The following is a 15,286-nucleotide window of genomic DNA, read 5'->3' as shown; positions in this document are numbered from 1 at the left end:
AAAAGTGGGTGGCGTATAAATGACAACCAAACCTCGTGAAAAGGTGTTTGTAGAAATTTTAAACCAGCTTAAGACAATCATGTTGGATGATCAACTTCAGCCAGGGGACAAACTTCCTTCCGAAAGGGAACTGTCAGAAAGGCTGAATGTTGGCAGATCCTCAGTTCGCGAAGCGTTGAGGGCTATGGAATTGTTAGGGTTGATCGAAACACGGAGAGGCGAGGGAACATTTATAAAGGAACTGAAGAAGCATCGTCTTGTCGAGGTGCTTGCTTCCTTTATCCTTAGCGATACCACAGCAAAAAAGGAGCTGGCGGAAACAAGAAACCTCATAGAAAAGAACGCCATCACGCTTGCTTCTAAAAGAAGAACAGAGGAACAGGTTTCAAAACTGAAGAATTTGCTTTCTCGGATGGAAAAATCCAATACCGATAAAATATCTTCTGCATTGGAATGGGATTTTTTCAAAGTCATTTTTAACGCTGCACAGAACTTTTTATTATACAGACTGTGGATTGAATTGAATGAATACGACGATACGAGCTCTAAGAAAGAATATGCTTATGAATTATCCGATTACAAATATATAACATCGTTGGTCCAATCAGGAATGGGAGAAAATCAGTTGTCTTCCATACATAGGTATCAGCAATAAAACAGATTAGGATTATACTTGGCTCCAGCGCCATTACTCGTTCGCTTCAGCTTGCTCTTCAACGGACAGTCCATGTTCTGTTGTCACTGAGCGTGGCGCTTGTGCTTGTTATTTAGTGTTTATGGAGGTGCAACAACTTGTTAAAAGACTTGTTTGCCAAGAAAAGAAAATATGCGACGATACCTTCTGATCGAGTTAAGCAGGATGTTCCTGAAGGATTGATGACAAAATGCCCGGTATGTAAGTCAATCATGACCACAAAGGAACTGAATAAGGCTAATAAAGTGTGTATTTCTTGTGATCACCATTTCCGCATGACTGCACAAGAGCGCATCAACCTTATCATTGATCAGGGTACGTTTAACGAAACCAACAAAGGAATGCAGACTGAAAACCCCCTGAACTTTCCAAATTACCTGGAAACAATAGAGAAAGATCGGAAAAAGACAGGAATCAATGAAGCTGTTGTGACTGGAAGTGGCGATATTAATGGGCATTCGATCGTTTTCGCCGTGATGGACGCACACTTCAGAATGGGAAGCATGGGTTCTGTTGTCGGTGAAAAAATTACGCGGGCAATAGAAGTTGCAACGGAAGAACGAAAGCCCTTCATCATTTTTACTGCATCTGGTGGAGCTAGAATGCAAGAAGGTGTTCTCAGTCTGATGCAAATGGCAAAAACAAGTGTTGCATTGAAACGTCACCATGAAGAAGGTTTGTTGTTTATTTCTGTGATGACTCATCCTACAACAGGGGGAGTTTCAGCAAGCTTTGCTTCGATAGGAGATTATAATTTTGCTGAACCGCAGGCATTGATCGGGTTTGCTGGGCGCCGGATCATTGAACAGACGATACGGCAAGAGCTGCCGGAGGATTTCCAGACAGCGGAATTTTTGTTGAAGCACGGCCAGTTGGATGCTGTGGTTCATCGGTCGAAAATGAAGTCGACACTATCGACTGTATTGGATATTCACCAAGGAGGTGAAGAGTGATGGTAGGAGATTTAGAGTTTGAACGTCCTGCTAAGGAACTACGCAATAAAATTGCTGAACTCAAAAAATTTATGGATGATAAAGGGATCGATCTTAGTGACGAACTTGAACGGTTGGAGGAGAGGCTTGAGAAAGTGGAAAAAGAAATTTACGGCAATATGACCCCATGGGACCGTGTCCAATTGGCTCGTCATCCTGAAAGACCGACAACCTTGGATTATATCACCACTCTCTTCACCGATTTCCTAGAGCTCCATGGCGACCGTCTTTATGGGGATGATGAAGCGATTGTTGGCGGAATAGCGAAATTCCATGGTAAACCAGTGACTGTGATCGGTCATCAGCGAGGTAAGGATACGAAGGAAAACCTGCGCAGGAATTTTGGCATGCCTCATCCAGAGGGATATAGAAAAGCTTTACGTTTAATGAAACAGGCTGAGAAATTCAACAGACCAATCGTATGTCTTCTTGATACAAAGGGTGCCTATCCTGGTATGTCAGCTGAAGAACGAGGGCAAAGTGAAGCGATTGCTCGCAATCTTGTGGAAATGGCAGGTTTGACGGTACCGGTCATATGTATTGTCATCGGTGAAGGTGCTAGTGGCGGAGCTCTTGCAATTGGTGTAGGGAACCATGTTCACATGCTGGAAAACTCATGGTATTCGGTGATTTCACCTGAGGGTGCTGCAGCATTATTGTGGAAGGATTCAACACAAGCTAAAAGAGCAGCCGACACGATGAAGATCACGGCCCCTGATTTGCTCGATATGGGCATCATCGATCAAATGGTACCAGAGGTAGAAGGCGGGGCTCATCGCGATCTTCCTAAGCAAGCCTCTCTTATTGAAACTGTCCTCAAATCATCATTAGACGAGCTCTCGAAGATGACCAGGGATGAACTCGTAGCGCATCGGTATGAAAAATACAAAAAAATCGGACAATACACCTTTGAAAACGATTCCATTGGTGTGAAATAAAGAAAGGGCTGTCTCATAAGTGTCTGACACTATTGTTTTGGGACAGTCCCTTTTTCTGTTGGATTTTGTCTATTGTCTTCCATTTTGGAACATGATATTTTAAGAACACAACTAACATAACTATGGTCGAGGTGAAAGATATGAAGCGGATTGGAGTATTGACAAGTGGGGGAGACAGCCCAGGTATGAATGCAGCTGTTAGAGCTGTCGTACGTGAAGCTATATATCAAGAAATAGAGGTGTACGGAATTTATCATGGGTATGCAGGTCTCATCCAAGGAAATATCGAAAAAATGGAGCTCGGCTCTGTAGGTGATATCATCCATAGGGGCGGAACGATGTTGTATTCAGCCCGATGCGAAGAGTTCAAAACAAACGAGGGACAAATGAAGGGAGTTGAACAGCTGAAGAAATTCGGTATTAATGGACTGGTCGTCATCGGTGGTGACGGCTCTTATCGAGGTGCCCAAAAACTGACGGAAAATGGGTTCCCGACAATCACTTTACCAGGGACAATTGATAATGATATTTCTGGAACTGATTATACAATCGGATTCGATACTGCCTTAAATACGGTGATTGATGCAATCGACAAGATCCGAGATACAGCCACTTCACACGAAAGAACCTACGTGATCGAAGTAATGGGAAGGAACGCCGGCGATATCGCCCTTTGGTCTGGATTGGCTGGTGGAGCTGAATCAATCCTGATTCCTGAGGAAGACTTTAAAATGGAAGAGATTACTGACCGATTACGCCGCGGCCATGAACGAGGGAAAAAGCATAGTATCATCGTCGTTGCAGAAGGAGTCGGCAGCGGTGTCGATATCGCCAACCAAATTAAAGAATCTACCAATTATGAGACAAGGGTCACCGTTCTGGGCCATATCCAACGTGGTGGTTCTCCTACTGCATTTGATCGCGTGTTAGCTAGCCGACTAGGAGCAAGAGCGGTCCAAATGCTCATCGCCGGAGAAGCTGGTAAGGCAGTCGGGATTCAAAATAACAAAATCGTTGCGCATGACATAAATGAGGTCCTGTCTCAACCACACAAAATCGATAACGAGATGTACAAGCTCTCTCAAGAGCTGTCGATATAGAGATGCTTTGATGGGAGGGTTATGGTTCTCCCTATGCATTTTTAAAAGAGTGATTTTCAAGGAGGAACATAATGAGAAATACCAAGATTGTTTGTACAATAGGACCAGCAAGTGAAACTGTGGAAACATTGACATCATTGATTGATGCAGGGATGAATGTTGCAAGACTGAATTTTTCACATGGAGATTCTGACGAGCACGGTGCCAGGATCTCGAACATCCGGCAAGCAGCAGAAAAAACAGGCAAGACGGTCGCGATTCTCCTTGATACGAAGGGGCCGGAAATCCGTACCGGAACTTTAAAAAATGGTGAGGTCGAATTGAAGGCTGGACAAGACCTGATCGTATCCATGGAAGAAGTAATAGGGGACGAGACCAAGATTTCTGTCACTTATCCTAGACTAGTGGACGATGTCAAGGTTGGTTCGAAAATCCTGCTCGATGATGGCCTTTTTGAGCTGGAAGTGATAAAAGTAGAGGATAAACAGCTGTATACACGTGTATTGAATAGTGGAACATTGAAAAACAAAAAAGGGGTGAACGTCCCGAACGTGTCCGTCAACCTCCCGGGTATTACAGACAAAGATGCACGTGATATCGAGTTTGGTATTCGTCAAGGCGTCGATTTCATCGCCGCTTCTTTTGTACGCAGGGCATCGGATGTTTTAGAAATCCGTGAAATCCTGGAACGTCATAATGCAGAACATATCCAAATCATTCCGAAAATCGAAAATCAGGAAGGCGTTGATAATATCAACGAAATCCTCGCAGTTTCAGATGGATTGATGGTTGCCCGTGGAGATCTTGGTGTTGAAATCCCAGCTGAGGATGTCCCCCTTGTCCAAAAAGAGTTGATCCGTAAGTGTAATGACAAAGGGAAACCGGTTATTACAGCAACCCAAATGCTAGATTCAATGCAGCGTAATCCGCGCCCTACGCGTGCTGAAGCAAGTGATGTAGCAAATGCGATTTTTGATGGGACAGACGCAATTATGCTTTCAGGAGAAACGGCAGCAGGGCTGTATCCAGTTGAGGCAGTCCAAACGATGCACAAGATTGCCCTGAAGGCAGAAACGGCAATGAACCATGCAGATATCCTTCATTCCAGAAGCAAATCAAGTAGGCTGACAGTGACGGACGCAATCAGCCAATCTGTATCTCATACAGCATATAATTTGAATATATCTGCGATCATCGCACCAACTGAAAGTGGTCATACTGCACGGATGATTTCAAAATACCGGCCAGAGGCGGCCATCATTGCGGTAACAAGTTCTGAAGTGGTTTGCAGAAGGATGTCCCTCGTATGGGGTGTGACACCTCAGCTTAGTGAGCAAGCACGATCGACGGATGAACTGTTGGAAATCGCTGTAGATGCTTCCCTTAAGTCCGGTATTGTCAAGCATGGAAACCTCGTCCTTATCACTGCAGGGGTACCAGTTGGTGAAACAGGTACTACTAATCTTATGAAGGTCCACGTTGTCGGGGATGTGATTGCCAAGGGTCAAGGGATCGGTCAAAGTTCGGTTGCTGGAAAAGTGGTTGTGGCAAACAATGCCGAGGACGCAATTGCAAAAATGAATGAAGGAGATATTCTTGTTACCATTGGCACAGATCGGGAAATGATGCCAGCTTTGAAAAAAGCCTCGGCGGTCATTACAGAAGAAGGTGGGTTGACAAGCCATGCAGCAGTGGTTGGTTTGAGTCTCGGGATTCCGGTCATAGTCGGGGTTGAGAATGCTACGGAAATTTTGCAGGATGGTCAAGATATTACTGTTGATGGTTCGCGTGGTGTTGTTTATAGCGGTAAGACAAGTGTGCTATAAGACACTTTTTCGGCTATAATTGTAGTAACCCCGTCCTAAGGAGCGAGTCCTATGTTTCGAATTCTCTTATTATTGCTTATCATCATACCTGCCATGGAAATTGGCATATTGATTTGGTCTGGTAATACAATCGGCGTACCTTTCACAATTCTTTTGATTATCATGACAGGGATCATAGGTGCATGGTTGGCAAAAAAAGAAGGTATACAAGCGCTGAGATTGGTCCAGATCCAATTGCAAAATGCCCAAATACCGAGTGACGTCCTCTTAGATGGGATCTGTATCCTGGTAGGCGGTACATTGTTGTTGACACCAGGTTTCATTACCGATACAGTAGGTTTCTTGCTGCTGATCCCTTATACCCGGACTTTTGTGAAAATCTGGATGAGGCGATTCATAAAAAAGAAGATCGAATCAGGACAATTCACATTCACAATACGTCGTTAACTAAAAAAACTGGACTGACACTAAAAGTCAGTCCAGTTTTAATTACAAAGGATAAGAAAGTATACAATTTTGGTTGCGGCGATATGATGTCTAGCTCCAACGCCTAACCACTTGGATCACTTCAGTCCCCCTGCGGCGGCCCCACATTGATTTAGGTCGAAGGGTTTACCCACGCAGAACCGAACTTGGTTTGGTTCGAGCCTCCTTGCCGGACTTCCAGTGACCTTCATGGTTAGCCAGGGCGCTTGCGCTTTTCTTCGGTTCAGAAAAATGGAGCTGAAATGAGCCTAAATCTTTTTTTATATCATGCTGCTTTTTTACCGATAATAAAATGCCAGAGATCTTCGAAGACATTCGCTTGGCTCAATGCACGAATGACAACGAGGGTAACAGGCCCGATGATCAGGCCAAGGAAACCGAATAACTTGAAACCCACGAATAAAGAGATTAATGTAGCAAGTGGGTCCAAACCGATACTGGATGATAGGATTTTAGGTTCCATGATTTGGCGCTGTATAATGACGACCCCGTATAAGATCGATAATCCGATTGTAAGCGTAAATTCTTCCATGACGAACGAGTAAATGATCCAGGGAACGAATACGGCACCAGTGCCAAGATAAGGCAGGAGGTCGACTATACCGATCAGGATAGCTATGGTGATTGCGTAGTCTACCCGTAAAATCAGAAGTCCGACCAGGACAATCGCTGCAGTAATCGAAATGAGTGTCAATTGCGCTTTTATGAAGCCTACAAGCGCTTTACGAAGCTCAATATAGACGCTGCGCCCGCTCTCGACAGTCCGTTCAGGGGTCTTTTTCTCCAACCATCCTTTGAAACGATACCAATCCTTACTGATGAAAAACGTTGCAAGTAAAGAAAAAATCATAACGGTGACGACATTAGGCAAGCTAAGTAAAAAGTTCTGTAATCCGATTAATACAGATTGTACAAATCCCTTGACGTTTTCAGTTATATTTTCACCAATCGATTGAATATTGGCAATGACTGTATCACGCTGGGACGGGTCCAGGTTTTTGAACATTGCAAGCAGGTCATAATAGACCGGTAAAACCTGCTGGGTGAAATAGGCTTGCCCAAAATGAACGAGTGTCTGCGTATGCTGCGGAATAACTTCTGCCAAATAGCCAAATCCGGATATCATCTCACTAATCAACAAAGTCAAAAATCCTGCAATCAACGCGAGCAGTAAAATCAAAACGATCATGACAGCAATGCCCCTTGGCATCTTTCCTTTCCGTTCTAGAAGGTTTACGAGCGGATTAATCATCAAGGCTAAGAAAAATGCGATGATGAATGGATATGTAACCTTTGCAGTAAGCAATAAGGCATAGCAAGAGAAGATAATGATTGCAATGATGAATAGAAATCTTAGAAAGCTGTATACATAATGAAGATTCAACGGCCTCGATCCTTTCGCAGGGGTCTCCACCCTGTGGAATAGTATTATTTTACAATTCATAGCATGAAGATTCAATGTTAATTAGAAAGGAAGGAAAGAATGTTCAACCAGGCATCCTTATTTCTATTGATTTTATTGGGAATTGCTCTTTGGGCAAAGAACAAGTCATTATTGATCGCTGTCGTGTTTTTGCTCGTGATTAAATGGGTAGGTCTTGGTGATAAAGTCTTTCCTACCTTTCAAAAAAAGGGAATTGAATGGGGGGTCACCATTATTACGATTGCTGTTCTGGTCCCGATCGCCACTGGGGATATCGGGTTCAGGCAATTGGGAGAGGCTTTGAAATCATCCTATGCATGGATCGCCCTTGGATCAGGTATAGCTGTTGCTTTGATAGCCTCAAGTGGGATCAAACTTCTCGCTGAAGATCCACATATCACAACAGCACTTGTTTTCGGTACAATTTTAGCAGTAAGTTTATTCAATGGAATAGCAGTTGGTCCATTGATAGGAGCAGGGATTGCATACTTGGTCATGAAAGTTGTACATCTTATATCATGACCAACCTACAAGAGAATTTCATTGATAGATTAAGGTTTTCGAGTCGTATGCATTCACAAAGTTTAGAAACTTGTTTATAATTGATATGTATGCGTTTTATCCTTCCTTGATTAATGTGTTTACTATGGAGTAAACATTTTCCTTTGATACAAGAAGTTCGTCACTTTTTGGGCGCAGGCTTTATTGTATTAAGAGAACAGAGATTTCAATCTATTAAAAGGAGAGAAGGCCATGACCACAACTAGAGGTTTAGAAGGCATTGTAGCCACTACATCTTCGGTAAGTTCCATCATCGACGGTGTGTTGACTTACCGCGGCTACAATATTGATGATCTTGCAGATTATGCAAGTTTTGAAGAGGTTGTTTACCTGCTTTGGTATGGTAAGTTGCCTAACCGAAAGGAACTGGATGACTTCAATGCTGAGTTATCCAAGCACTATGCTTTGCCAGAACAAGTATTGGATATGATGAAAAGCTTTCCGCTTGATGAAATCCACCCAATGGCCGCGGTGAGAACTGCAGTATCAGCGTTAGGATTATATGACAGCGAAGCTGATGAAATGAGTGAAGATGCGAATTTCACGAAGGCGATCCGCCTTCAAGCGAAGCTTTCATCCATCGTCGCTGCATTATCCCGCTTACGTGATGGGCAGGAAGTCATCCAGCCGAATTCAAAACTTAGCTATGCTGCAAACTTTTTGTACATGCTTAACGGAAAAGAGCCTGATGAGATTTCCGAAAAAGCGGTCAATAAAGCATTAGTACTTCATGCGGATCATGAGCTAAACGCTTCTACATTTACAGCCCGTGTTTGTGTGGCAACACTATCCGATGTATATTCAGGTGTAACAGCTGCAATCGGTGCATTGAAAGGACCTCTTCACGGCGGAGCCAATGAAAGGGTCATGAAGATGCTTACGGAAATCGGTGACCCGGAAAATGTAGAATCCTATTTGAAAAAAGCGCTTGAACGCAAGGAAAAAATAATGGGATTTGGACACCGCGTCTATAAGGATGGAGATCCTCGGGCAAAACACCTTCGTGAAATGTCTAAACAATTGACGGACATCACGGGTGAATCAAAATGGTACGATATGTCTGTGAAACTTGATGAATTGATGAAAAATGAAAAGGGCTTACTACCTAATGTCGATTTCTATTCAGCATCCGTCTATCACAGCCTGGGTCTAAAACATGATCTTTTTACACCGATTTTTGCAATGAGCAGGGTTTCCGGCTGGCTTGCACACATCCTAGAACAATATGAAAATAACCGTCTAATTCGTCCGCGTGCTGAGTACACAGGACCATCAAAGCAAAAGTATGTTCCGATCGAAAACCGCTGATTGGAATGAACGTATCGGCTCACTTCAAAAGTGTCGGATGAGATTGAGCATGGGAAGTCCAACTTCATCAGATACCTTTTATGAGTCATTTCCAAGTGTTTTTGTTACGATAATAAATGAAAAATTAGATTTCTTAGCAGGAGGTAATTAACTTGTCAAACGGAGAACGTATTACAGTAGATAATGGGGTACTGAATGTACCGGACAAGCCGATCATTCCTTTCATCGAAGGAGACGGTATTGGACCGGACATTTGGGCTGCAGCGTCTAAAGTATTGGAAGCAGCAGTTGAAAAAGCATATAACGGAGAAAAAGAAATTGTTTGGACGGAAGTCCTTGCAGGACAGAAAGCTTTTGACCAAACTGGTGAATGGCTCCCTGACGAAACTCTTGATATGATTCGTGAATACATACTCGCGATCAAAGGACCATTGACAACTCCTATTGGTGGCGGTATCCGCTCATTGAACGTAGCATTACGCCAAGAATTGGATCTTTTCACTTGCTTGCGTCCGGTTCGTTATTTCACTGGAGTTCCATCACCACTTAAAAAACCAGAAGATACTGACATGGTTATTTTCCGTGAGAACACTGAGGATATCTATGCTGGAATCGAATTTGCCAAAGGGACGGATGAAGTCAAGAAAGTCATCAAATTCCTTCAAGAGGAAATGGGTGCAAATAAAATCCGTTTCCCTGAAACATCTGGAATCGGGATTAAACCGGTATCAGAAGAAGGGACGAAACGTCTTGTGCGTGCTGCAATCCAATATGCATTGAATGAAGGACGCAAGAGCGTAACACTTGTCCATAAAGGAAACATCATGAAGTTTACGGAAGGAGCATTCAAGAACTGGGGTTATGAAGTAGCCGAACAGGAATTTGGAGATAAAGTGTTCACATGGGCTGAATATGACCGTATTGTAGAGGCAGATGGTAAAGAAGCTGCAAACAAGGCACAAGCTGATGCTGAAGCTGCTGGCAAGATCATCATCAAGGATGCGATTGCGGATATTTTCCTTCAACAAATCCTTACACGCCCTGCAGAATTTGATGTTGTAGCAACTATGAACTTGAACGGTGACTATGTGTCTGATGCCCTTGCTGCCCAAGTAGGTGGAATCGGTATTGCACCAGGAGCAAACATCAACTATGAAACCGGACATGCAATCTTTGAAGCGACACATGGAACAGCTCCAAAATATGCTGGGTTAGATAAAGTGAATCCATCTTCAGTCATCCTTTCAGGTGTTTTATTATTAGAACATATCGGATGGACTGAAGCAGCCGAATTAGTTATGAAATCAATGGAGAAGACGATTGCAAGCAAAGTCGTCACATACGACTTCGCACGTCTTATGGAAGGCGCTACTGAAGTGAAGACTTCTGAGTTCGGTAATGAACTTATCAAAAATATGGCGTAAGGGGAGATGGACATGGCAAACAGACGTAATAAAATTTCCGTAATCGGCGGCGGCTTTACTGGAGCCACTACAGCATTCATCACTGGTCAAAAAGAACTTGGTGATGTTGTCCTTGTAGATATTCCCGACATGGAAAACCCTACGAAGGGTAAAGCGCTTGATATGCTTGAAGCAAGCCCTGTTCAAGGGTTCGACGCGAAGATTACAGGGACTGCAAATTATGAAGATACTGCCGGTTCTGACATTGTCGTAATTACTGCAGGTATTGCCCGCAAGCCAGGTATGAGCCGTGATGATCTGGTCAATACGAATGCTAAGATCATGAAGAGTGTAACGCAGAAGATTGTAAAATATTCTCCTGATTGTACGATCATCGTATTGACGAATCCGGTTGATGCTATGACTTACACAGTGCTTAAAGAATCTGGTTTCCCTAAACACCGAGTGATCGGTCAGTCTGGCATTCTTGACACTGCTCGTTTCTGTACTTTCGTTGCGGAAGAACTCAACCTTTCAGTAAAAGATATCCGTGGATTCGTCCTTGGTGGACATGGAGACGATATGGTTCCATTGATCCGTTACTCCAATGCCGGAGGAATCCCATTAGACAAGTTGATCAGCAAGGAGCGTTTGAATGCAATCATCGAGCGTACACGTAAGGGTGGAGGGGAAATCGTACAATTATTAGGTAACGGCAGTGCCTATTATGCACCTGCTGCCTCTCTTGTTGAAATGATTGAAGCGATCCTCAAAGACCAACGACGTGTACTTCCTGCCATCGCTTATCTTGAAGGTGAGTATGGATACGATGGAATCTGCTTAGGTGTACCGACTATCCTCGGCGGGAATGGCTTGGAAGAAATTATCGAGCTTGACCTTACAGAAGATGAGAAAGCTGAATTGGATAAATCGGCAGACTCAGTCCGTACCGTCATGAATGTTTTAGCTTAATAATGGAACACTGAAAAGGAGGAATTCGGGAATCTTTCTCGAATTTTTTCTTTACACCTTAAGAAAGTATAACTTTTCAGCGATGTAGCTAACCGACGTAGCAGAAAAGTTTACGAACTAAGTATAAGTGTAACTAAGGCTCAGCCTTCGCCTAGGCTTGGCTTTACCAAGTATTCTATACACGATAAGAAAGCATAAATATTTTGTTGCAATGAAGCAATGTCCAGCTCAGCGCCCAGCCACTTGGATCATTTCAGTCCTCCTTCGTGGCTGATCAGGGCGTTTGCGCATTTCTTACACCACAATGTCAGAATGTTTCTATTCATCTGGCATTTCCTTTTTTAAAATGGTGTAAACGCTTACTTCACGAGGAGGGAACTGACATGCTACTAGGTAAAAAACGCAAGCTTGGAAGAAAAATTGATGAAATGAACGTTGGGGAAAAACTAGAAATCACGGAAACAATTCATGATAAAGATCTTCTCCTCTATCTAGGTTTGACGGATGACAATAATCCGCTATATATCCAACATGATTATGCTTCACTGACACCGTTTAAAAAACCAGTCGTCCCGCAGATCATGCTGACCGGTTTCATAACTTCTGCTGTGAGTAAATACCTTCCAGGTCCGGGAAGTTCAATTTTAAAACAGACGATTTCATTTCCGAAGCCTGTCTACCATTATGCAACGATTGTACTCAAATTCGAAATCACGAATGTAGATTCGGAGAAACATCTTGTGACAGTCATAGTCAAAGGTTATGATGAGGACGAAACTCTCGTCATCGACGGAGAACTCGAAGTATGTCCGCCTTATGCACCACGCTCGATCACATCTAGAACCTTCGATAATTTTTAAGCCAGTGTAAAAATTCGGTAACAAAAGAGACGTTTTCGTCTTTTTTGTTTTTTTTTCGGCTCTAATGTGTAAAAATAAAATCAAAATTATGTCCAATATGAGGTGGAGCTTAAGATGAAAGAGAAAATACTAGTAATTGAAGATGAGGAGTCAATCAATACCTTATTACAATTCAACCTTGAACAAGCAGGTTTCGAAGTGATCACGGCTATGGATGGTGTTACCGGACTTGAGCTAGCTCGTGAAGAACACCCTGATTTGATCGTATTGGACTTAATGCTGCCCGAAATGGATGGATTGGATGTCTGTAAGAATCTCCGTCAATCACAGCATCTTATTCCTATTCTTATGTTAACTGCTAAAGATGATGAGTTCGACAAGGTTTTAGGTTTGGAGCTTGGGGCTGATGATTACTTGACCAAGCCATTCAGTCCTCGTGAAGTTGTAGCTCGGGTTAAAGCGATTTTAAGAAGAAGTCAATACGTTTCTTCTCAAAACCAAAACCGGGATGATCTTGAGTCTATGAAAGTCGGGGAATTGAAGGTGTTTCCTGACAATTATGAAGCCTTTTTTGAGGGAGAGCCGCTTGAACTTACACCAAAAGAGTTTGAACTTCTCGTCTATCTGGTCAAAAACCGTGGAAGAGTCCTTTCCCGTGAACAATTGCTGAATGCGATCTGGGATTATGATTTTGTCGGGGATACGAGGATTGTCGATGTGCATATCAGCCATTTGCGGGAAAAGATAGAGCATAACACAAGGAAGCCAATTTATATTAAAACAATTCGCGGGTTAGGGTATAAATTGGATGGGCCTCAATAAATGGTTAATTTTCGCGGAAGGATCTTAAATTCTTTCATCATTTTTACAAGCGGTATTTTCTTATTGCTAAGTTTTGCGATTGCTAATCTCTCAATAGGAGCAATGGAGCGAGAGCAGTTTGAGTCCTATGTCACCCAGCTTGAACTTGTTTCTCGTGCTGTCGATCCTGAAACAGAACAGCTGCAGTCCGCATTGACTTGGTATAAGGAATACATTGATGGAGAGATTTCTTACATAACAAAGGAGGGAGAGGTTTCGGCAACGACATTTGAGAAGCCTCCTTTCACCAATCAAGATCTATTCAGTCCATCTGATCACGTAGAGAGAGTCGAGAGGGATGACAGGGTTGATTTTGTTTTGACCCTTTCACCTGGACAGCCATCTTCTGATTACCTGGTCATTTCCACTGAGAAGCGCAAGTTGACGAATGAAGTACGTCGTTATTGGATTCCGATCTTATTGACCATCCTGGTTAGCTATGCTCTGTTGATCGCTGTCACCTTCCGATTGACTGGTAAGCTTGCAAAGCCTGTCGATGATGCAATGCGGGTGGCGAAAGAACTGGCTCGTGGTAATTTCAAAGCCAGGACGCATGAATATCAGTTGAAAGAGACTGGTGAACTGAACCATTCCCTTAATATCCTTGCCCGAAATTTGGAGCAGATCACGGAATTGAGGGAATCGGAACAAGAACGGATGTCCACCGTTATCGAGAATATGGACAGCGGATTATTATTGATTGATTCTAAAGGTTATATCAATTTGATGAACAGAGCCTACAAAACCATTTTTGGAATTGATTCGAAGGCATGGAATGATAAGCTGTATCATGAAATCATTCCGAACAAAGATGTCATTGGTCTGGTCGATGAAGCGTTCCTTACAGAATCGACTGTCAGAAAACAGGTGACATTGTCAATCGGGATTGACCGAAAACATTTTCATATCACGTGCGTTCCGATCCTTGGGCATAAAGATAAAATCAAAGGAATCGTTCTGGTTTTCCATGATATCACGGAATTAAAGAACCTTGAACAAATGAGGAAAGATTTTGTAGCGAATGTATCCCATGAGTTGCGTACCCCAGTCACGTCGCTGAAAGGGTTTACTGAAACCCTATTGGATGGAGCAATGGAAAGCAAAGAGTTGCGGAAGAAGTTTTTAACGATCATCTGGAAAGAAAGTGATCGTCTTCAAAATCTAATACAGGATTTGCTTGAATTCACGAAAATGGAGCAATCCAATTTCCAATTGAACTGGCAGTCGATCAATTTGGAAACGATCGTCAATGATACGGTTACGTTGCTTGAGCCGAGTGCGGAGGAGAAACAGATCAAGGTGTTCGTCGAGTTAGAGGGGGACCTTAGGATCGAGGGTGATTCTGCGCGTCTTAAACAAATCTTGATCAATTTGTTGAACAATGCTTTTTCCTATACTCCGAATGGCGGGACTGTATGGATTACTGGAAAAGATGATCATGAAAAGGTCTACCTTGAAGTTAAAGATACGGGGATTGGTATCAATGAAGATGAAATTCCTCGTGTCTTTGAACGATTTTACAGAGTCGATAAGGCTCGGAGCCGTAACTCTGGTGGAACAGGACTAGGTCTTGCGATCGTCAAGCACTTGGTAGAAGCCCATAAAGGGCAGGTCAAGGTGACGAGCAAGAAGGATGTTGGCACAACGTTTACATTAGCCTTTTTCAAAATGAGACAAGACTGAAAATTTACACAACATTAACACCCATGAGATTCGTGCTTCATAAACCTTTGCTAGACTGAATTTGAAAATCCTTTTCAAAAGGATCCCCTTATTGATGGCGAGAGTGTACCTACGGACTCTCGTCTTTTTTTTTTGGTTATAAATGGATAAAATTTGTATCGATGAAGGAATGTCTAGCT

General features: G+C 42.9%; 14 protein-coding genes. 13 read left to right on the top strand and 1 reads right to left on the bottom strand.

What is annotated here, in order from left to right:
• Window positions 1–19 precede the first annotated feature (19 nt).
• From L1611_RS03265 to L1611_RS03240, 6 genes are all read left to right on the top strand, one after another.
• The gene (locus L1611_RS03265) at window positions 20–655 is read left to right on the top strand and encodes a FadR/GntR family transcriptional regulator (protein WP_236311640.1); all 636 of its coding nucleotides are present in this window, start codon (window positions 20–22) and stop codon (window positions 653–655) included.
• A 137-nt stretch (window positions 656–792) separates the two neighbouring features.
• The gene (accD, locus tag L1611_RS03260) at window positions 793–1,647 is read left to right on the top strand and encodes an acetyl-CoA carboxylase, carboxyltransferase subunit beta (protein ID WP_236311639.1); all 855 of its coding nucleotides are present in this window, start codon (window positions 793–795) and stop codon (window positions 1,645–1,647) included.
• A complete protein-coding gene (gene accA / locus L1611_RS03255) occupies window positions 1,647–2,624 on the top strand; it encodes an acetyl-CoA carboxylase carboxyl transferase subunit alpha (protein ID WP_236311638.1) in 978 nt (325 codons plus the stop codon). Before accD ends, accA begins: the two co-directional genes overlap by 1 nt.
• Window positions 2,625–2,764: 140 nt before the next feature.
• Window positions 2,765–3,724: a 6-phosphofructokinase gene (gene pfkA, locus L1611_RS03250; RefSeq protein WP_236311637.1), complete on the top strand. Its 960-nt coding sequence runs from the start codon at window positions 2,765–2,767 to the stop codon at window positions 3,722–3,724.
• Between the two features lie 71 nt (window positions 3,725–3,795).
• Window positions 3,796–5,550 (top strand): pyruvate kinase, encoded by a 1,755-nt coding sequence (pyk, locus tag L1611_RS03245; protein WP_236311635.1) that lies wholly within the window; start codon window positions 3,796–3,798, stop codon window positions 5,548–5,550.
• A gap of 51 nt (window positions 5,551–5,601) precedes the next feature.
• Window positions 5,602–5,997 (top strand): FxsA family protein, encoded by a 396-nt coding sequence (locus L1611_RS03240; RefSeq protein WP_236311634.1) that lies wholly within the window; start codon window positions 5,602–5,604, stop codon window positions 5,995–5,997.
• 304 nt (window positions 5,998–6,301) lie between these two features.
• Here L1611_RS03240 and ytvI read toward each other — a convergent pair whose 3' ends face one another.
• A complete protein-coding gene (ytvI, locus tag L1611_RS03235) occupies window positions 6,302–7,420 on the bottom strand; it encodes a sporulation integral membrane protein YtvI (RefSeq protein WP_236311633.1) in 1,119 nt (372 codons plus the stop codon).
• A gap of 99 nt (window positions 7,421–7,519) precedes the next feature.
• Here ytvI and L1611_RS03230 point away from each other — a divergent pair, with 99 nt between their 5' ends.
• The 7 genes from L1611_RS03230 (at window position 7,520) to pnpS (ending at window position 15,107) form a co-directional block, all read left to right on the top strand.
• Window positions 7,520–7,981, top strand: coding sequence for a DUF441 domain-containing protein (locus tag L1611_RS03230; protein WP_236311632.1), 462 nt, complete (start codon window positions 7,520–7,522; stop codon window positions 7,979–7,981).
• A gap of 231 nt (window positions 7,982–8,212) precedes the next feature.
• A complete protein-coding gene (citZ, locus tag L1611_RS03225) occupies window positions 8,213–9,328 on the top strand; it encodes a citrate synthase (RefSeq protein WP_236311631.1) in 1,116 nt (371 codons plus the stop codon).
• A gap of 152 nt (window positions 9,329–9,480) precedes the next feature.
• A complete protein-coding gene (gene icd / locus L1611_RS03220) occupies window positions 9,481–10,752 on the top strand; it encodes an NADP-dependent isocitrate dehydrogenase (protein ID WP_236311630.1) in 1,272 nt (423 codons plus the stop codon).
• Between the two features lie 12 nt (window positions 10,753–10,764).
• Window positions 10,765–11,703, top strand: a complete 939-nt coding sequence (gene mdh, locus L1611_RS03215) for a malate dehydrogenase (protein ID WP_236311629.1) — start codon at window positions 10,765–10,767, stop codon at window positions 11,701–11,703.
• A gap of 383 nt (window positions 11,704–12,086) precedes the next feature.
• On the top strand, window positions 12,087–12,563 hold the full coding sequence (locus tag L1611_RS03210; RefSeq protein ID WP_236311627.1) for a MaoC/PaaZ C-terminal domain-containing protein: 477 nt from the start codon (window positions 12,087–12,089) through the stop codon (window positions 12,561–12,563).
• Window positions 12,564–12,677: 114 nt separating this feature from the next.
• The gene (locus L1611_RS03205) at window positions 12,678–13,385 is read left to right on the top strand and encodes a response regulator transcription factor (RefSeq protein WP_236311626.1); all 708 of its coding nucleotides are present in this window, start codon (window positions 12,678–12,680) and stop codon (window positions 13,383–13,385) included.
• The gene (gene pnpS, locus L1611_RS03200; RefSeq protein WP_236311625.1) at window positions 13,386–15,107 is read left to right on the top strand and encodes a two-component system histidine kinase PnpS; all 1,722 of its coding nucleotides are present in this window, start codon (window positions 13,386–13,388) and stop codon (window positions 15,105–15,107) included.
• The last annotated feature ends 179 nt before the right edge of the window (window positions 15,108–15,286 follow it).

The organism is Pseudalkalibacillus salsuginis, from assembly GCF_021646685.1.
Classification (GTDB): domain Bacteria; phylum Bacillota; class Bacilli; order Bacillales; family Fictibacillaceae; genus Pseudalkalibacillus; species Pseudalkalibacillus salsuginis.
This window is presented reverse-complemented; position numbering and strand designations above follow the sequence as displayed.